The following is a 19471-nucleotide window of genomic DNA, read 5'->3' as shown; positions in this document are numbered from 1 at the left end:
CTTGTGTAGCTTTAAGAGTCTATGACCTTACCCTCTGATTATATTTCTGATCACTACCTGAATAAACTGGCGAAACAGGCTCAGGAACAGGCGATCGGTATCATCACTGCAGGTCATTCAAATGCCTTTACCTATCACGACTTAATCCACACTTCATCCGTAGCCGAACAGACCGTTGTACTCGCTAATGATCATCAGTTAAGCGAACGGTCTAAGACTGCACTGTACATCGCGGCTTGGTTTCACGATTCAGGATACTACGAAAGCATTGAAGACCATGAACGAATTGGTGCCAATCACGCCAGAGAATTCGTCCATGACCAAGATGCAGATCATGAACTCGTAGATCAGATCTATCATTTGATCTTAAAGACCTCTATCAGCACTGAACCTGAATCAATAGAACAACAGATTATCCGTGATGCAGATCTCCATTATCTGGGAATTGAAGCCTATCAAGCCATTGCCGCACGCTTACGGCTCGAGTGGGAAACCACACTAAATAAAGAATACACCGATCGTGAATGGACGGAACAAAACCTCCGATTCATGAATCGTCACCGCTACTATACCGAACATGCCAAGCATCGCTTTCAACATGGAAAAGACCAAAATATTCAAGCACTTCGCGATTTGCTGTCTTAGCATCGCCCTCCTTTCTTCTTGTAACCACGAACCAACAGCTGTCCACAACGACAGCTTGCTTGCTGATGCGACATTCCAAGAAATGATCGAGGCCGTGGATCATCGTGACGCGGATAAACTGACACCATTCTTCACACATGAAGACACGAAACTCGCGAGTCGCGCTGTTCTTCAATCAGCTTCCTTCATAGATTCCACCCTCAACGAGCCGCTTATTCAAGCATTGAACTCCGGAGACTTGAGCAAGCAAATCTCAGCTGCTTACGCCATGGGCCAGCAGTTCGACACTTCGCTCTATGTTCCTTTGCGCGATAAGCTGAAGTCATCTAAAGATTACGCGCTCCGCTACAACATCTTTACCGCTCTAGGCAAGACTTGTCCGCCTAGATATGCAGACGAACTCCAGCAGCTCATCATTGCTGAAGACTGCGCTAGTGCACCTATGTGGGGAGCATTTTTCAGATTGCCAACCGTACGTAGTTGGATTGGATTTGAAGACAAGGCTATCGAATCACTTGCTTGTGACAACTACGAAGCCCGTTTGGCGGCGGCTAATTTCCTTTCACGAACAAGGGAAGTGAACTTGCTTGATCATCTAGACCAACTAATTAACGCTTATAAAAGTGAAGATGACGCGCGCGTGAAAATGGCTATTGCTTTGGCGATGAGACATTGTCCACATCCCGAAATGGCTGATTTCATTAATCAAGAAATCACTCAAACGAAAGACGAACGCATATTGGTCAACCTACTTCGCTCTGGTTCTCGTTTGAATATTCTGGAAATCGACGTGCTTGTTCCATTGATTCAGTCTGACCAAGTTGGTGTGGCCATGAATGCTATTAACGCAATTGACTTCAATGAACTTGATGTAGAAGAACTAGCACTGGTCCGAGATCGCCTTCCTGAGGATGTAACGACTAGAGCATCTGTTCTTCGCAAGCTTGCGAAGAGTGATGATGATACCCAAGATTGGTATGATCAATTGGTTTCGTTGAGCTCTTCTCGAAAGTCGCCTTATGAGAAGGCTTCATGTATGCAAGAACTGAAGTACTTCCCAGAGGCATCGAGCTACATCCTACTCCACATCGACACTTCGATGGCACTGCCTGTTCTTTCAACGGCTGCGGATGTCATTATGCAAATGCATTCAGCTGGTGATTTTGATGGTGATTTCAAGATTGCTTTGAGTGACATGATCGATACGAAAGACGCCGGGGTATTGGCACTTGTAGGTATCCACCTGCAATCTCACCCTGATGATATGGACGCTTCATTCCTTGATCGTCTCAAAAGTATTCAAGCGAACCTACCTATTCCTCAAGAAGTAGAAACCTATAATTACTTAGAAGACGCTATCGCGGAATTTGAAGAACGTGACCCGAAACATGTCACTCCTGATTGGAACCATCCGATTGACTTCGATCTATTGACTTCCCACGCCGACACTATCGATGTTGAAGTAGTAACAGATAAAGGAACGATCAAACTAGAGCTCTACCCACTCAATGCCCCAGGAAGCGTTGGAAGTTTCGTTCAACTAGCCGAAGATGGATTCTATAATGGGAAATCATTCCACCGAGTAGTACCAAATTTTGTCATCCAAGGAGGTTGTCCTCGTGGTGACGGATGGGGTGGTGTGAATTACAGTATTCGCTCTGAGTTCGCCATGCATGATTATGACGAAGGTGCCTTAGGTATGGCTAGCGCCGGAAACGATACAGAAAGCTGTCAATGGTTCATTACCCACAGCCCAACACCTCATCTCGAAGGACGCTACAGCATATTCGGCCAAGTGACCTCAGCTATGGATGTGGTTCGTGAAGTACAAGTAGGAAGTACGATCGAAGAGATTAAGATCCTGAACTAGGTCTTCTGCTCTTTCTTTTTCGCCGCTGGAAACAGGATGTTATTTAGAATCAAACGGTATCCAGGAGAATTCGCATGCAAGTTCAAGTCGGTCGGTGGATCATTCACCAAGTGACGGTAATCTTCAGGATCGTGACCTCCGTAATACGTCCATTGGCCTTGACCTAAGGTCCCATGGATATACTTCGCACTGCGAATAGATCTCGTCTCTCCCATGATGGTTACTTCTGGCCTCAAATATTGAGCGCGGAAGGCTGTCGTTTGCCCCATGAAACCAGCAATTACCTGTTCATGGTTCTGTGTAAGCATGGTAGGAATAACGTCCCATTTCGCACTGAAATCAAACAAGGTGAAGAAGTCGTTCTTCTGACCGAGCTTCGCATGATCCTGAGTAGCATCAATGGATGAGAATTCATACACCATCGGGTCTCTTTCGAGCTGGTAATCACGGAAGGCGAATCCATCTTCAAATCGAAGCTTTTCTTGAGCTGCAGGATCAGCTGGATCTCCATCGAACATCGACTCACAGATATCAGTATTCTGCGCGGCAAGGGAAATGTCATAAGAGTCTGTTCCCGAGCACATCGTGAACAAGAAACCACCGCCAACTACGAAGTTCTTAATCTCTAAAGCTACTGTGCGCTTCATATCGCTCACCTTTGAAAAGCCCAATGAAGCTGCCGTTGATTCTTGATTGCGCACTTCCTCTTGGTACCAGGCTGCGTTTCTGAATGAACGATAGAACTTTCCGTACTGCCCTGTAAAGTCTTCGTGGTGAAGGTGCAGCCAATCATACTTTGGCAACTCTCCTCTGACTACTTCTTCATCATAAATTACCGTATATGGAATCTCGGCATAAGTTAGAACGAGCGTTACTGCATCATCCCATGGCAGTTTACTCTTTGGAGAATATACTGCCACCTTCGGCGGTACTTCCAATTTCACACGTTCTTGATTGACTTCTGGATCAGCAATGCTGCCGTAAATCTGATTCGCTTGGACGTCAGCAATGACTTGGTATGACACTCCTCGGATGGTACACTCAGCTGTGACATCAGGATAGTTATCAATCATAAAGGCACCGCCTCGATAATTCAATAGCCATTCTACTTCGATGTCATTCTGAAGTACCCAAAAGGCAATTCCATATGCTTTGAGATGGTTACTCTGGTCGTCATCCATTGGAATCAGAATCTTGGATGCTTCCGCCGATAAGGCGAAACACAAGACCAAAGTCAACATTGAAACACGCTGTAGAAGTTTCTTCGTCATATTCGTAAAGGTACAAAAAGCGTTCCCCGATAGTGCTTACGGGCTTCTAAGCAGTGTTAAAAATGATTATCAGAACGGAGGCTCCTCACCTGCAGTACCGATGAAATCATCTCCCGAGTCATCGTCTTCTTCGTCATTCATACGAGAACCCACCACGAGGGTTTTAGGTTCATTCGCTCCACCTTCGAATGAAGTATTCGGACGCATAGCATTCGCAAACGGATTGTCATCGTCGAAGCTATCGAAGTTCGAGAACTTGGCGAGGTGCCCAACAAATCGAAGGTCTACAGTTTCCAAGGCTCCGTTACGGTGTTTTGCGATGATCAACTCACCCAATCCTCGAGGATCTAGTCCACGTGGATGGTCTTTTGGATCAGTGAACCCGTAGTATTCCGCTCGGTAAATGAAGCAAACGATATCGGCATCCTGCTCAATTGCTCCTGATTCACGAAGGTCGGATAGGATTGGTCGTTTATCACCTCCTCGAGTCTCCACAGAACGAGACAGCTGAGAAAGGGCGATAATCGGCACGTTAAGCTCTTTGGCGATTCCCTTGATCGAACGTGAGATCGTAGAGATTTCCTGCTCACGGTTACCGCCTTTTGTGTCTCCTCCTGCCGTCATCAGCTGGAGGTAATCGATGATTACCATATCGATACCGTGCTTCGCTTTTAGTCGACGACATTTCGCACGAAGTTCGAAAATGGAAATACCTGGAGTATCATCAATGTAAATCGGTGCATTCGCAAGCTTACCAATTCGTTGGTGAAGCATCTGGTACTCGTGGTCTTCAAGGGTACCCTTTCTCAGTTTTTCTGAAGAAAGAGTTGTCTCACTGGCGATCAGACGCTGAACCAACTGCACCCCAGCCATCTCCAAAGAGAATACCGCTACTGGCACCTGATAGTCAACGGCCATGTTTCGAGCCATAGACAGTACGAAAGCCGTCTTACCCATACCAGGACGTGCCGCGAGGACGATCATATCGCTTCGTTGCCAACCACCCGTTACACGGTCGAGGTCTGTGAACCCAGAAGGAACACCACTCACACCGTCTTTATTCTCACGTGCAGAATCGATGTTGGCAATTGCCTCGCGCATCAAGTTCTGCATGTTATCGTATGACTTTCGGATGTTTCCTTCCGCTACTTCGAAAAGAGATCCCTCAGCTTTATCCAACAAGTCGAATACATCGGTTGTCTCTTCAAATGCATCTTTCATGATGTCGTTCGAAACACGAATCAACTCTCGCTGGATATGCTTTTGCGCAATGATACGAGCGTGCTGCTCAATATTGGCTGTACTTGCAACGCGCGTAGTCAGTTGAGACACGTAGTATGGACCACCTACGAGGTCAATGTCACCGGCTTTGCGCAAAGCTTGCGTTACAGTCAAGATATCAATGGGCTCAGAACGTTGGAAGAGATCAGCAATCGCTGCAAAAATGCGCGCGTGTGCTTCTTTGTAGAAACTTGCTGGCTTCAAGATGTCGATAGCCGCGTTTACTGCAGAACTTTCGAGCATCATTGCCCCAAGAACCGCCTGTTCGAGGTCTAATGCCTGTGGTGGAAGTTTTCCTACTGGTGTCTCTGCAGCCTGCTTGGTTTTTACTCCAAGAGGCATTCTCTCTGTACGTTCTCTGCGCTGATCCATAAGGGGACAAAAATAATCCGAAGCCGGAGAGTTAAGTTCCGAAACAACCCTCCATCTATCAACGCGATTTCCATAAGGTTATTAACATTCCGCGCTAGCGTGAGAATCCCCGTGATCACAGGCATTAGCATTCGAGCTCAATAGAAATTGAAGTAACTTATCACCATGTTGAGGACAATCCTATTTTTTATCGTTATGAGCCTTCTTGTAATCATTGGTTGCAAGGAGAAAGATGACATCCCGCCTACGGTTCAAATCCTCAATCCATCGGGTGGAAATCCGACCTACAATTATGAAGATCTGGTATTTGTTCGGGCACAAGCCAATGATGAAAATGGTATTCGTTCATGGATCGTCAAATTGACCGATGAAAGTGGACGTGTCCGCTACAACTCAGGGGTGATTGAAACTTCAGGAGACCCCGTAAACATTGACGAAACTATCTCGTTCATATTGGAAGATGTGCATTGGCCATCTGGTAGTTACTCCCTCGGGTTTTTCGCTACTGACTTTGAAGGTAACGAAGGAGCGGCCTTCAAAGAAGTCACTTATTTCGAGGCACCTCTAACACTTGATAACGTGCTAACCCTCACCTCGGATGGTGTGAGCTCAAATCTGTACACACTTAATGAATCTGATCAATTTGTTGAAGTGGCGAGTTTATCAGGAGATATGAATATCGCTTACGCAGGGTCTTATCACAGTGAAGTATTGGTAGGAGGCGGTACTACTGGAAGGCTCGATTTTCTGGATGACGAAACCTTTCAAGTCATCGGAACTTATGCCAACTCCAATCCATTGAACGGAGATTTTGTGCGTGATATTACCTTCGATGAAGATCAGCTCTATTACTATGTTTCATTTTTTGATGGAACCGTTCGTTCTTTCGCCAAAGGCGGAACTCAGCGCAGTATAATTGAAGTTGGTGACAATTTTCGTCCGGAATCCGTACTTGTGATTGAAGATGATCTCTTTGTAGAAGTGCAGCAAGTTGGCACCACGAATTTCTTCCTTCAACAGTATAACAAGAACTCTGGGGCACTAGAGAATTCAAATGTCCTACCCGGTGATCTTGAAGGTCTCTTTGCGTATGAATCAGATAACATTTTAGCCATTGGAAATGGCGGTGACGGCATTTTCGCGCGCGTTTTTGATCAGCAAACCTTGTCTTTCTTTGACCCAACGAATTATTACTTCGCAGATGAGCCTATTGAGACCATAGAACAAATCGGGCCCGATTCGTTCATTATAGGACATACTTCTTCGTCGGTTGTTTACCTATTCAGTTTCCAGAGCTTCCTTTCTGAAGGGAACAGCTTTGATGCTCAATCCATCGCCATTGATCAGGTAAGCGGAAACTTCTATACGATCAACGATAATGAATTAGGCATTCTCAATTCAAATGCAGGATTCATTGAAAGCCTCGGCGTTCCGGCGAATAGCCGAGAAGTCATCACTCAAATGAACAAGTAATTAGTCTTGATAAAGCGGTGCAAACCACACACCTCTTCCAAAGGTTCCGGCATAGATCGTGTTGGTGTGGTAGTTGATTTCAAGCGCACGTACCCAAGTACCTGGTAGTCCTTCAAGTAAGGTCCACTGTTCTTCAGATTTATCTCGGGTAAACACGCCGTGATTCGTACCGATGTAAATACGCTCATTGCTATTACGGTCTAGAACCATTTCTCCGATGACACACCAACCTAGATTCGCAGTCACATCGCTGTAGCGTTCTCCGTTAAAGCGATATACCTTTTGATCTGGCTCCGCGCTTTTATAAGACATCCAGAACTGCCTTGGGTTATCAGGATCAACAACTAAAGACGTAATCCACCCCTTCTTCGGAACATCTGCAACCCGCTCCCACTTCACTTTTGCAGCATCGGGTTCGGCGGCATTTGTGGTCATCAAAAGGATCGGATCAACCTTTGTTTGATCGAGCACGTAGGCATAGAGCACATCCGGATGGTCTTCGCTTGTAAAGAGTCTGAAAACGTTGAGGTAATCTCCTTCTAGTCCGGGAACATCAAGGATGACATCCCAATTCTCTCCTTTGTCATAAGAGCGAAGTAGACGGTCTCCAGTGCAAAAGATCACATTCGGCAATCGTTGGTGTTGTCGAATCCATGTATGCCAATCGGTTTTGGTTTTACCACTTGTGACGGTGTTCTCAAAGCTTTTCCCTCGATCATCTGAACGGTGAATATGCCCATGTTGCTTAGTGGTATACATGATATTCGCATCAGAATAATCGATGATCGTTTCAAAGCCATCACCCCAGGTGCTGTGGTACCATTGACCATCAACTAGGATATTCCCTCCCGTATCATAGCCTCCATAGGCCACTTGATGCTCTTGTGTTTGAGCCACACTCAATCCAAAAACATTGGCGGTACCAAGTCCGACGTTTGCACTCTGCCATGTGGCCCCTCGATCAAAACTTCTTGAGACACCTCCATCATGTCCGACAAATAAGATCAACCCATCATTTGACCAAGCAAAGTGATGCACATCATCGTGCATCTGATTCTTTTCAATGCGACGAAAGAGCTCTCCATTGTTTTCACTGACAAACACCGGTTGGACATTCGCTGTAAATATGCGCGTTTCACTTTCTGGGTCTACGATTAGGGCTCGACCTCTAGTATTAATCAGATTATTCATGGCATCACGAAGTGAACGCATGTAAGTGAGTTTCTTATCCGCAGGTGAATAGCTCCAGAGCTCTCCTTCTCCTAGTCCAGACTGAGAGAACTTTTGCGCGCAGGAGAGCCCAAATAAGACGTCGCCTGTTGTTGGTCGATTCACCATGCAAATTCTTGAGAAAGGAAAGCGCTCTTGATCTTTATATGCTGGATAGTCTTGAAGCTCCCAAGAATTGCCGCAATCATCGCTTCTCCAAAACTCCTCTCCTGTTGCCAACACTACAGGCTGATCAGGGTCTGGGATAAGGATATCGTAGAAGAAGCTCTCGCCCACCTGTTTCCATTTGACCTTATTCGCTTCATCAAGTGCGTTGTTTGAAACCAACAAGCCCTTATTGGTGGCAGCGAAAATGCGACCGAAGTAACACGGATGTGCCTCGAGTTTCGCGATATAGAGATAATCTGAAGGATCTTCTTGCGGAGAAATCTTTTTTCCCCTTACGCCTCCATTGATATTTACCCAGGATTTCCCAGCGTCTTCTGTTCGCCAGATTCCATCGGAGAACATGAACCGGTCATCCGAGTCACCAGTGGAAATAATCCAACGATCAGGGTTTTCTGGGTCAACAACGATTGAGCTGACACCACAAATGGGGAGTTGATCTGTACCAGCGTTCTTCCATGATTCACCGAGATCAACGCTCACAAAGAGGCCTCCCGTTGGAGAGCACGCAAAGATTCTATTCTCTTGATATGGGTCGGTATAGAGGTAGTTAATTCGACCGGTACCATTACCTCTTTCTCGTGCATATGTAGGGATAGCCTTGCCTCCTGGGTTGATTTCGGCGGGATGTTCTGTTGGGCCTACTTCCGACCAGAGCCATTCTCTTTTAGGCCCACCCATTCCGCGTTCAGCGAGAACACTTTTATAACCTGCATTGACATTGATAGATTCTGTCAGCGAAAAGGCCTGTTGGTCTTCGCAAAAAATGCGCTGACCTTTCGTCATTCCCTCCTCCTGCGCTAGCAGAAGAAAAGGAAAGCAGAGCGATAAAATCAAAAGAGGATATCTCACAACACTAAGTTCGGGAAAGGAATCCAAAAAAGAAGACCCCGCTGCTCAAGCGAGGTCTTTCTGGTTATCACCATGGGTCTGTCGTGCTCTCCGTTTCACCATCCATCACGCCGACAGAAACCAGTCTAAGTGCAATACACTTATGTATATATAACTACCCGTGGGTAGTGTGCCGTTTGATCACACTATATACAAGCATGCAGGATTGCACCCTACCGGTTATTTAATTTTAAATGCACGTTTGAGTCGCGCCACGTAGTCAAGCTCTTCCCAAGGGAACAACTTCACTTTCATCTTCTTCACCTTTCCGTTTCCATCAACGAATTCCTTCTCCACTTCCTGAGGCTCACGTCCCATATGCCCGTAAGCTGCTGCTTCTCTGTAGATAGGTGTGCGTAGCTTGAATCGCTTCTCAATAGCGTAAGGACGAAGGTCAAAGATGTCGTCAATCTTCTTCGCAATCTCTGCGTCAGAAAGATCAATATTCGATGTCCCGTAAGTGTTGATGTACAGTCCAACAGGCTCAGCTACGCCGATGGCGTATCCTACCTGTACAAGCACTTCATCACAAATACCAGCAGCAACCATATTCTTAGCGATATGGCGTGTTGCATAAGCCGCAGAACGGTCAACTTTACTTGGGTCTTTTCCTGAGAATGCACCACCACCGTGCGCACCTTTACCACCGTATGTATCAACGATGATCTTACGACCTGTCAATCCTGTATCACCGTGAGGTCCGCCAATCACAAACTTCCCTGTTGGGTTGATGTGCAATGTGATCTTTCCAGTGAATAGCTTTTGAACTCGCTTAGGCAGCTTGCGCTTCACGCGAGGAAGCAAAATCTTTTCAAAGTCTTCTTTGATCTTGTCAAGCATCACTTTTTCAGCGCGCTTGATCTCTGTTTTTTTGTCTGACTTTGGAAGCTCAAACTCGTCGTGCTGTGTACTCAATACAATCGTATCGATGCGCAACGGGTTGTTGTTATCGTCGTATTCAATTGTTACCTGCGACTTTGAATCAGGACGCAAGTACTTCATTTTCTTTCCTTCCTTACGGATTGCCGCAAGCTCTTGAAGAAGCAAATGTGATAGCTCCAATGCCAATGGCATGTAGTTATCGGTTTCACGGTTCGCATAACCGAACATGATCCCCTGATCACCAGCTCCCTGGTCTTCCTTTTTCGCACGTTCAACTCCCTGATTGATATCTGGAGATTGCTCGTGGATCGCTGAAAGAACCCCACATGAATTCGCTTCGAACATATATTCACTGCGTGTGTAACCAATATCATTGATGACATCACGAGTAATCTTCTGTACGTCGAGGTAACATGTGCTCTTCACCTCACCAGCAAGTACAACCTGCCCGGTAGTTACGAGTGTTTCACAAGCCACTTTCGAGTCTTTATCAAAAGCTAGAAAGTGATCGATTAGTGCATCAGAGATTTGATCTGCAACCTTGTCTGGGTGCCCTTCTGACACTGATTCTGAAGTAAAGAGATAAGGCATCTATTATGATGATTTTAAAGAACGGAACTCACATTAGAGTTCTACTAAGTCGGGCAAATTTAGAATTATTTCCACGATTCGCAGGATTGACATCCCTCAGTGTTTCGACAACTATTGTAGGAGGATTCCTAAGAAATAGACGAATAGGGCACCGATTGAAAAAAGAATTACATTTGCTCTGTACTTATCAAGAAAGACGGAGGGAATAGGCCCGTAGAAGTCTTGGCAACCCGGGAAGGCCGGGTGCCAAATCCTACCCTACTTAGGGGACAGATGAGCAGATGTCGATCGACACTTCCTCCAGATTTCTTGAATACGTAAGATTGAATGAAAAAAGATGACCTAAGAAGCATCGCTGCTTCACGTATTCTAATTCTTGATGGAGCCATGGGCACCATGATCCAGCGTTACAACCTTACGGAAGATGATTTCCGCAATGAATCGCTGAAAGATCATCAAGCTTCATTAAAAGGAAATAATGACCTCCTGGCACTCACGCGTCCAGATATTCTCGAGGCCATTCACGATGCATACTTCGAAGCCGGAGCTGACATTGTGGAGACCAACACTTTCTCTTCGACCTCGATTGCACAAGATGATTACGATCTATCGCATCTGGTTTACGACCTGAATTATGAATCAGCGCGTATCGCCAGTGAAGTAGCCAATCGATGGACAGAAAAGAATCCTGACAAACCGCGTTACGTTGCCGGGTCTATTGGTCCTACCAACAAAACCGCATCGCTTAGTCCTGATGTCAATGACCCTGCGTATCGCGCCGTCACCTATGATGAATTGGTAGCTGCATACAAGGAGCAGATGGTTGCGTTGATTGATGGTGGTGTCGATGCCTTCTTGATTGAAACTATTTTTGATACGCTCAATGCGAAAGCAGCACTATTCGCAGCAGAAGAAGCCATGGCCGAGAAAGGTGTTACTGTACCAATCATGGTCAGTGGTACCATTACTGATGCTTCTGGCCGCACGCTATCTGGTCAGACTGCCGAGGCATTTTTGATCAGTATGTCGCACGTACCACTGTTGAGTGTTGGATTCAACTGTGCGCTAGGGGCTTCGCAGCTTACGCCATATATCGACGTGGTTTCGCGAAATACCGAGGCCTTGGTCAGTGCCCATCCAAATGCTGGTCTTCCCAATGAAATGGGGGCTTATGACCAGACTCCTGAACAAATGGCCAACGAAATCAGTGAGTATCTAGACCGCGGAATCATCAATATTGTTGGTGGTTGTTGTGGAACTACTCCTGATCATATTCGCGCTATCGCGGAAATGGCAGCTACCTACGAACCTCGAAAAATTAAGGTCGAAGCATGAAGCAAGCGAGGCTGATATTGAGTGGTTTGGAACCACTCGTCATCACTCAAGATTCAAACTTCGTCAACGTTGGAGAACGTACCAACGTGACTGGAAGTCGTAAGTTCTTGCGCTTAATCAAGGAAGAAAACTTCACTGATGCACTAGAAGTAGCGCGCGATCAAGTAGAAGGAGGGGCCCAGATCATCGACATCAATATGGATGAAGGGATGATCGATGGCAAAGAAGCCATGACCACTTTTTTGAAGCTGATTGCGGCCGAACCTGACATTGCCCGTGTTCCAATCATGATTGACTCATCCAAATGGGAGATTATTGAAGCCGGACTGAAGGTAGTGCAAGGTAAGTGCGTTGTGAACTCAATCTCCCTTAAAGAGGGTGAAGCCACCTTCAAAGAACAAGCAACACTCATTCGACGATACGGAGCAGCTGTGGTCGTGATGGCCTTTGATGAAACTGGTCAGGCAGACAGTTACGAACGTCGTGTAGAAATCTGTGGTCGAGCATATAAGATCCTCACGGAAGAAGTAGGATTCCCTGCTACTGATATTATTTTCGACCCGAACATATTCCCCGTGGCTACGGGGATGGAAGAACACCGAAGCAACGCGTTAGACTTCTTCCGTGCAACAACCTGGATCAAGGAAAACTGTCCAGGTGCATTGGTGAGCGGTGGAGTCAGCAATGTTTCGTTCTCCTTCAGAGGAAACCCTCGTGTACGTGAAGCGATGCACTCTGCGTTCCTGTATCACGGTATCAAGGCTGGGATGGATATGGGAATTGTAAACCCAACCATGCTGGAGGTTTATGATGAAATTGACGATGAGTTATTGACGCTTGTTGAAGATGTTTTGCTCGATCGAAACGACAACGCTACTGAAGCACTCCTTGACTACGCCGCAAAGAATCAAAGCTCAGCTAAAACAGTTGAAAAGGATCTCTCGTGGCGTGAGCAATCGGTTGAAAAGCGACTAGAGTACTCTCTTGTAAAAGGATTGGTAGAGTTCATCGAAGAAGACACTGAAGAGGCACGTCAGCAATATGACCGACCACTTGAAGTCATTGAAGGCCCGTTGATGTCCGGTATGAACGTGGTTGGTGATCTGTTCGGATCTGGAAAAATGTTCCTGCCTCAGGTGGTGAAAAGCGCCCGTGTAATGAAACGCAGTGTGGCCTACCTCACCCCTTACCTCGAAGCAGAGAAAAGCAAAGGCGGACGTTCAGCAGGTAAGATTGTACTAGCCACCGTGAAAGGTGATGTCCATGACATTGGGAAGAATATTGTGGGGGTTGTGCTAGCCTGTAACGGTTTCGAAATCGTTGACCTTGGTGTCATGGTTCCCGCAGCAACCATCTTAGATCGTGCCATTGAAGAAGGTGCTGATGCGATTGGATTGAGTGGATTGATCACGCCGTCATTGGATGAAATGATTCACGTAGCTGAGGAAATGAAGATCCGCGGCATGAATCTTCCGTTGTTGATTGGTGGGGCCACTACTTCACGCGTGCACACCGCCGTGAAGATTCTCCCTGCATATGACGGTCCGTTGGTTCACGTGAATGATGCTTCGCGAGCGGTGCCTGTTCTGAGTTCACTCATGGGTGAAAAGAAAGAAGAGAGCGCCGGAGCAATCCGTGACGAATACCGTGAACTGCGCACAAAATATTTAGAACGCGGACAAACGAAGGAGTTCATCTCCATCGAAAAGGCCCGTGCGAACGGAATGAAGATCGATTGGTCTTCGTGGTCTCCTTCTGCTCCAAATCAACTAGGGGTTCAAGTGATTAATCCGAGTCTTCGTGATTTAAGTCCCTACATCGACTGGACTCCTTATTTCAAGACTTGGGGACTTCACGGGAAATTCCCTGCCATTCTAGAAGACAATGTAGTTGGTGAAGAAGCCACTAAGGTCTGGGAAGATACCCAGGTGATGCTTCAAGAAATGATAGCGTCTAACCTTCTTCGTCCAACCGGAGTCTTTGGAATATTCGAAGCTTCAAGGAAGGGTGACGATGTGAACGTAAAAGAGAATGGTCAAACATTAGAGACCTTCCATTTCCTGCGTCAGCAGCAAAAGAAGCACAAAGAAGCAGCCAACCATTCACTTGCGGACTTCATCGCACCAGAAGAGCATGGAACAGATCATATTGGATGTTTCGCGGTTACTTCAGGACATGGTCTAGAAAAGCTTTTGGAATCCTTCGAACGTGATCAAGATGATTACCGTTCGATCATGGCCAAGGCCCTAGCAGATCGTTTTGCTGAAGCTTTCGCTGAATACCTTCACGAACGCGTTCGAAAGAACTTCTGGGGTTATGCGAGCGACGAGAATCTAGACAACACAGCCTTGATTGCTGAAAACTACAAAGGGATTCGCCCTGCACCTGGGTATCCTGCTTGTCCGGATCACCTTGAAAAAGAGACTATTTGGAAGCTATTGAATGCTGAAGAGAATACAGGAATCACTTTGACTGAGTCATTGGCCATGTATCCTGCAGCTTCTGTTTCTGGTTATTATTTCGCTAACGCGGAATCGAAATACTTCGGACTTGGTAAAATCAGCAAAGACCAAGTAGAAGAATATGCTCAGCGTCGAAATATCAGCGTCGAAGACGTTGAACGTTGGTTGGGCTCATCATTGAATTACGAAAAAGAATACTCACTGAAATGAAGGTGATTGATCATATTAAGGGCGCGAAGAAGACCCTATTTTCTGTAGAAGTTCTACCTCCACTGAAGGGGCAAGACATTAATTCGATCTTCACGACGATGGACAATCTCATGGAGTTCGAACCCGCTTTTGTAGACGTGACCTATCACCGAGAAGAGTATGTCTATAGAGAAGTTAAAGAAGGACTACTCGAAAAGAAGACTGTTAGAAAACGTCCTGGTACTGTAGGGATTTGTGCTGCACTGAAACATCGTTACAGTATTGATCCTGTACCACATATCATCTGTGGTGGATTCCGTAAAGAGGAAACGGAGAATGCCTTGATTGACCTGAACTTCTTAGGTATCGATAACGTCTTGGTTCTTCGTGGAGATCCGATTAGATCAGAAGGTCGTTTCAAAGCAGAAGATGATGGACACGCCTATGCGATTGATCTACTTCATCAGGTAGTAGACTTGAACAATGGCATCTATTTAGATCCAGATCTACGAAACACGAATAAAACAGACTTCTGTGCTGGTGTTGCTGGTTATCCAGAAAAGCACTTTGAAGCTCCGAACATTAAGTCTGATCTGCGCTACTTGAAGCAAAAGGTAGATGATGGAGCTGAATACATTGTCACTCAAATGTTCTTCGACAATCAAGCTTACTTTGATTACGTGAAGCTTTGCCGCGAAAATGGAATCAATGTTCCAATCATTCCTGGCATCAAACCACTTACTTCAGCAAGACAGTTGGTGAGCATTCCTCAGAATTTCTATGTGAACTTACCGGAGGAGCTGGTAGATAACGTTGAGGCTTGTAAGTCAAAAGAAGAAGTGAAGGAGGCAGGCATCGAATGGTGTATTCGCCAATGCAAAGAACTGATGGAATTTGGCGTACCTGTGTTGCACTTCTACACTATGGGTAAAAGTGAAGTAACAGCCCGTGTGGCCAAAGAAGTATTCTAATTACTTCTTACGGAAGAACAAACGGATCGGTGTCCCTGTGAAATCGAATCGTTCACGTAGCTGATTCTCCAAGAATCGTTTGTAAGGATCTCTGATGTATTGCGGGAGGTTACAGAAGAATGCGAACGTAGGCACCTGAGAAGGAATCTGCGTTACATACTTGATCTGGATATATTTCCCTTTCAAAGCAGGAGGAGGATTGTCATTGATGATTGGTAGAATAAAATCATTCAATTGTGAAGTAGATACTTTGCGCTTACGATTCTCGTATACACGCATCGCTTCCTCTAATCCTTGAATTACTCGTTGTTTGGTCACGTTAGAAGTGAAGATGATTGGCACATCCGTGAATGGCTCAATTCTCTTCAAGATGACCTCACGCATTTGATCGTGCGTGCTATGATCCTTATCTACGAGGTCCCACTTATTCGCAAGAATAACGACTCCTCTGAAGCTTTCGACAATTTGGTAGAATATAGCCTGGTCTTGCTTATTCACTCCTTCTGGAGCTTCGAGCAATAGAAGGCAGACGTCTGCTTGATCAATCGCCTTGATGGTTCGTACCGCAGAATAGTATTCAAGAGAATCGTCAATTTTCTTTCTCTTTCTCAGACCTGCTGTATCAATGATTTCGATCTCAAAACCGAATCCTTTGTATATCGTGTGAACAGAGTCACGCGTTGTACCGGCAATATCAGAAACGATATTTCGCTTTTCTCCTAGCAGTGTATTGATGAAAGTAGATTTACCCACATTCGGTCTTCCGACCACAGCAATCTTAGGATACTTGCTTTCTTCCTCTTCAGGTTCTGGAGGCATCAGCCCGATGAGATCATCGAGGAGTTCACCTGTCCCATACCCATTACTTGCTGAGATGCTATATACCTTATCTGAAAGCCCAAGGCTGTAGAATTCAGTTGAGCCAATTTCTTTGTCTCCTGTATCTACCTTATTGGAGACCACCATAATAGGTTTCCCTGCACGACGCAGGATGTTTGTCACTTCCATATCAAGATCAGTGATCCCTGTATGAACGTCAACAACAAAAAGAATGATAGCAGCTTCTTCGATCGAGATGCTGACTTGTTCTCGGATTTCACCTTCAAAGGAGTCATCTGAGTTGGTGATATAACCACCGGTATCGATGATGGTGAAGTCTCTTCCTCCCCAGTGCACGTTTCCGTATTTACGGTCACGCGTCACTCCACTAACGGGATCAACGATAGCTTCTTTCGATTCAGTGAGTCGATTGAAGAGGGTTGATTTTCCGACGTTAGGTCTTCCGACGATGGCTACAAGATTATTCATGGCGATCGAATGTAGGGAGTTTATATAAAAGAGAAAAGCCCCTCAAAGAGGGGCCTTTCATGAAAAGTGGCGTCGACATACTCTCCCGCGTTAGCAGTACCATCTGCGCTGGTGGGCTTAACTTCTCTGTTCGGAATGGGAAGAGGTGGACCTCACCGCAATAGACACCTAAAATCGTCTGGGATTCAGTTATTCTATCTTTATAGATCTGATATCCCGAATACGGGACATATTGGTAGAGTCTTAGTCTAATAAGCTTTCGAGTCATTAGTATCGCTCGGCTTTGACATCACTGCCTTTACACCTGCGACCTATCAACGTTATCGTCTTTAACGGCTCTAAATGAGGTCTCATCTTGAGGCGAGTTTCGTGCTTAGATGCTTTCAGCGCTTATCTCATCCGTACGTAGCTACTCTGCAATGCAACTGGCGTCACAACAGATACACCAGAGGTACGTCCATCCCGGTCCTCTCGTACTAGAGATGGGTCCTCGCAAACCTCAAACGCCCACAACAGATAGGGACCGAACTGTCTCACGACGTTCTGAACCCAGCTCGCGTGCCACTTTAATGGGCGAACAGCCCAACCCTTGGGACCTTCTCCAGCCCCAGGATGTGACGAGCCGACATCGAGGTGCCAAACCACTCCGTCGATGTGAGCTCTTGGGAGTGATCAGCCTGTTATCCCCGGAGTACCTTTTATCCTTTGAGCGATGGCCCTTCCATTCGGAACCACCGGATCACTATGCCCTACTTTCGTACCTGGTCGACTTGTAAGTCTCACAGTCAAGCACCCTTATATCATTACACTCTGCGTATGATTACCAACCATACTGAGGGTACCTTTGGGAGCCTCCGTTACTCTTTTGGAGGCGACCACCCCAGTCAAACTACCCACCAAACGCTGTCCCCCAAGGGGTTAGAAACCAACTAATCAAAGGGTGGTATTTCAAGGATGACTCCACCATGCCTGGCGACACAGCTTCAAAGTCTCCCACCTATCCTACACATTAATTAACCAATTCCAACGTTAAGCTATAGTAAAGGTTCACGGGGTCTTTCCGTCCCGTTGCGGGTAATCGGCATCTTCACCGATACTACAATTTCACCGAGCTCGTGGTTGAGACAGTGCCCAGATCGTTACACCATTCGTGCAGGTCGGAACTTACCCGACAAGGAATTTCGCTACCTTAGGACCGTTATAGTTACGGCCGCCGTTTACTGGGGCTTCAATTCAGAGCTTCGCAAAGCTAACTCCTCCTCTTAACCTTCCAGCACCGGGCAGGTGTCAGGCCTTATACGTCATCTTTCGATTTAGCAAAGCCATGTGTTTTTGATAAACAGTCGCCTGGGCCTATTCACTGCGGCTCCGAAGAGCGTCTCTTATTCCGAAGTTACGAGACTAATTTGCCTAGTTCCTTAACCACGAATCACTCGAGCACCTTAGGATACTCTCCTTGACTACCTGTGTCGGTTTGCGGTACGGGCCGCTATACTCGCTTTTCTTGGAAGCCAATTCACTACTTCGCTTCGCCCGAAGGCTAGGCTCAACGTGCTATTCCGTCAGCACGTAGCAGCTACATGACTCCGTCACTTTTGTTGTATAGCGGGTACAGGAATATTAACCTGTTGTCCATCGACTACACCTTTCGGTTTCGCCTTAGGTCCCGACTGACCCTGATCCGATTAGCGTTGATCAGGAAACCTTAGTCTAACGGTGAGCAGGTTTCTCGCCTGCTTTATCGTTACTTATGCCTACATTTTCTTTTCATACCTCTCCAGCATAGCTCACGCTACACCTTCAGCGATGTATGAATGCTCCCCTACCATAAAATCTACCGCTTCGGTACTATACTTATGCCCGATTATTATCCACGCACGATCGCTCGACTAGTGAGCTGTTACGCACTCGTTAAATGAATGGCTGCTTCCAAGCCAACATCCTAGCTGTCTATGCAACCGCACCACGTTTGATCAACTTAGTATAGATTTTGGGACCTTAACGGATAGTCTGGGTTCTTTCCCTCTCGGACATGGACCTTAGCACCCATGCCCTCACTCCCGGATATATGTCATAGCATTCGGAGTTTGTCAGGGTTTGGTAGGCGGTGAAGCCCCCTAGCCCAATCAGTAGCTCTACCTCTATGACACTCAATTCCGAGGCTGCACCTAAATGCATTTCGGGGAGTACGAGCTATTTCCTAGTTTGATTAGCCTTTCACCCCTACCCACAGCTCATCCAAAGGCTTTTCAACGCCTGGTGGTTCGGTCCTCCACCCCGTTTTACCGGGGCTTCAACCTGGCCATGGGTAGATCACAAGGTTTCGCGTCTACCTCCACTAACTAAACGCATATTTAGTACTCGCTTTCGCTTCGGATACGGACCTGAGGCCCTTATCCTTGCTAGTGAAGAGTAACTCGTAGGCTCATTATGCAAAAGGCACGCCGTCGCCCGAAGGCTCCGACCGCTTGTAGACAGCTGGTTTCAGGTTCTATTTCACTCCCTTGTTCAGGGTTCTTTTCACCTTTCCCTCAC

11 protein-coding genes, 2 rRNA genes and 1 riboswitch (1 of these 14 running past the window's edge) are annotated in these 19471 nt (G+C 46.3%); of the genes, 6 read left to right on the top strand and 7 right to left on the bottom strand.

Annotated elements, in window-relative coordinates:
* Nucleotides 1-21 precede the first annotated feature (21 nt).
* Together RA156_RS01470 and RA156_RS01465 are read left to right on the top strand one after the other, a co-directional pair.
* Entirely contained in the window at nucleotides 22-645 is a 624-nt protein-coding gene (locus RA156_RS01470) for an HD domain-containing protein (RefSeq protein ID WP_306642200.1), read from the top strand.
* Complete coding sequence (locus RA156_RS01465; RefSeq protein WP_306642198.1) at nucleotides 599-2515, top strand: peptidylprolyl isomerase; 1917 nt, start codon at nucleotides 599-601, stop codon at nucleotides 2513-2515. The genes RA156_RS01470 and RA156_RS01465 overlap by 47 nt, the downstream gene beginning before the upstream one ends.
* Here the strand turns inward: RA156_RS01465 and RA156_RS01460 are convergent.
* Both RA156_RS01460 and dnaB read right to left on the bottom strand, forming a co-directional pair.
* Entirely contained in the window at nucleotides 2512-3786 is a 1275-nt protein-coding gene (locus tag RA156_RS01460; RefSeq protein WP_306642196.1) for a hypothetical protein, read from the bottom strand. The two genes, RA156_RS01465 and RA156_RS01460, sit on opposite strands and share 4 nt — an antisense overlap.
* Before the next feature lie 69 nt (nucleotides 3787-3855).
* Nucleotides 3856-5439 carry a replicative DNA helicase gene (gene dnaB, locus RA156_RS01455; protein ID WP_306642194.1) on the bottom strand — a complete coding sequence of 528 codons (1584 nt, stop codon included), beginning with the start codon at nucleotides 5437-5439 and terminating at the stop codon, nucleotides 3856-3858.
* Nucleotides 5440-5634: 195 nt separating this feature from the next.
* Here dnaB and RA156_RS01450 point away from each other — a divergent pair, with 195 nt between their 5' ends.
* Nucleotides 5635-6912, top strand: a complete 1278-nt coding sequence (locus RA156_RS01450; RefSeq protein ID WP_306642193.1) for a hypothetical protein — start codon at nucleotides 5635-5637, stop codon at nucleotides 6910-6912.
* Here the strand turns inward: RA156_RS01450 and RA156_RS01445 are convergent, their stop codons facing one another.
* Together RA156_RS01445 and metK are read right to left on the bottom strand one after the other, a co-directional pair.
* Entirely contained in the window at nucleotides 6913-9159 is a 2247-nt protein-coding gene (locus RA156_RS01445) for a VPS10 domain-containing protein (protein WP_306642191.1), read from the bottom strand. It abuts the gene before it with no gap.
* Between the two features lie 219 nt (nucleotides 9160-9378).
* Nucleotides 9379-10671, bottom strand: a complete 1293-nt coding sequence (gene metK, locus RA156_RS01440) for a methionine adenosyltransferase (RefSeq protein ID WP_306642189.1) — start codon at nucleotides 10669-10671, stop codon at nucleotides 9379-9381.
* A 181-nt stretch (nucleotides 10672-10852) separates the two neighbouring features.
* Nucleotides 10853-10951: riboswitch (SAM riboswitch) on the top strand.
* A gap of 47 nt (nucleotides 10952-10998) precedes the next feature.
* Here metK and RA156_RS01435 point away from each other — a divergent pair.
* Genes RA156_RS01435 through metF form a run of 3 tightly spaced genes read left to right on the top strand, consistent with a single transcriptional unit; the run spans nucleotide 10999 to nucleotide 15628 of the window.
* Nucleotides 10999-12006, top strand: a complete 1008-nt coding sequence (locus RA156_RS01435; RefSeq protein ID WP_306642187.1) for a homocysteine S-methyltransferase family protein — start codon at nucleotides 10999-11001, stop codon at nucleotides 12004-12006.
* Nucleotides 12003-14678 carry a methionine synthase gene (metH, locus tag RA156_RS01430; protein ID WP_306642185.1) on the top strand — a complete coding sequence of 892 codons (2676 nt, stop codon included), beginning with the start codon at nucleotides 12003-12005 and terminating at the stop codon, nucleotides 14676-14678. The genes RA156_RS01435 and metH overlap by 4 nt, the downstream gene beginning before the upstream one ends.
* A complete protein-coding gene (gene metF / locus RA156_RS01425; RefSeq protein WP_306642183.1) occupies nucleotides 14675-15628 on the top strand; it encodes a methylenetetrahydrofolate reductase [NAD(P)H] in 954 nt (317 codons plus the stop codon). Before metH ends, metF begins: the two co-directional genes overlap by 4 nt.
* Here the strand turns inward: metF and der are convergent, their stop codons facing one another.
* The 3 genes from der to RA156_RS01410 all read right to left on the bottom strand — a co-directional run.
* On the bottom strand, nucleotides 15629-16936 hold the full coding sequence (der, locus tag RA156_RS01420; RefSeq protein WP_306642182.1) for a ribosome biogenesis GTPase Der: 1308 nt from the start codon (nucleotides 16934-16936) through the stop codon (nucleotides 15629-15631).
* 64 nt (nucleotides 16937-17000) lie between these two features.
* Nucleotides 17001-17108 (bottom strand): 5S ribosomal RNA (rrf, locus tag RA156_RS01415).
* Between the two features lie 75 nt (nucleotides 17109-17183).
* A 23S ribosomal RNA gene (locus tag RA156_RS01410) occupies nucleotides 17184-19471 on the bottom strand (it continues 481 nt past the right edge of the window).

This window comes from Sanyastnella coralliicola, from assembly GCF_030845195.1.
Lineage (GTDB): Bacteria > Bacteroidota > Bacteroidia > Flavobacteriales_D > Sanyastnellaceae > Sanyastnella > Sanyastnella coralliicola.
This window is presented reverse-complemented; position numbering and strand designations above follow the sequence as displayed.

What these genes read in the sequence shown, in the direction of transcription:
- RA156_RS01470 (WP_306642200.1), top strand. Translation starts at nt 22, where the DNA reads ATGACCTTACCCTCTGATTATATTTCTGATCACTACCTGAATAAACTG.
- RA156_RS01465 (WP_306642198.1), top strand. Translation starts at nt 599, where the DNA reads ATGGAAAAGACCAAAATATTCAAGCACTTCGCGATTTGCTGTCTTAGC.
- RA156_RS01460 (WP_306642196.1), bottom strand. Translation starts at nt 3,786, where the DNA reads ATGACGAAGAAACTTCTACAGCGTGTTTCAATGTTGACTTTGGTCTTG.
- dnaB (WP_306642194.1), bottom strand. Translation starts at nt 5,439, where the DNA reads ATGGATCAGCGCAGAGAACGTACAGAGAGAATGCCTCTTGGAGTAAAA.
- RA156_RS01450 (WP_306642193.1), top strand. Translation starts at nt 5,635, where the DNA reads ATGAGCCTTCTTGTAATCATTGGTTGCAAGGAGAAAGATGACATCCCG.
- metK (WP_306642189.1), bottom strand. Translation starts at nt 10,671, where the DNA reads ATGCCTTATCTCTTTACTTCAGAATCAGTGTCAGAAGGGCACCCAGAC.
- RA156_RS01435 (WP_306642187.1), top strand. Translation starts at nt 10,999, where the DNA reads ATGAAAAAAGATGACCTAAGAAGCATCGCTGCTTCACGTATTCTAATT.
- metH (WP_306642185.1), top strand. Translation starts at nt 12,003, where the DNA reads ATGAAGCAAGCGAGGCTGATATTGAGTGGTTTGGAACCACTCGTCATC.
- metF (WP_306642183.1), top strand. Translation starts at nt 14,675, where the DNA reads ATGAAGGTGATTGATCATATTAAGGGCGCGAAGAAGACCCTATTTTCT.
- der (WP_306642182.1), bottom strand. Translation starts at nt 16,936, where the DNA reads ATGAATAATCTTGTAGCCATCGTCGGAAGACCTAACGTCGGAAAATCA.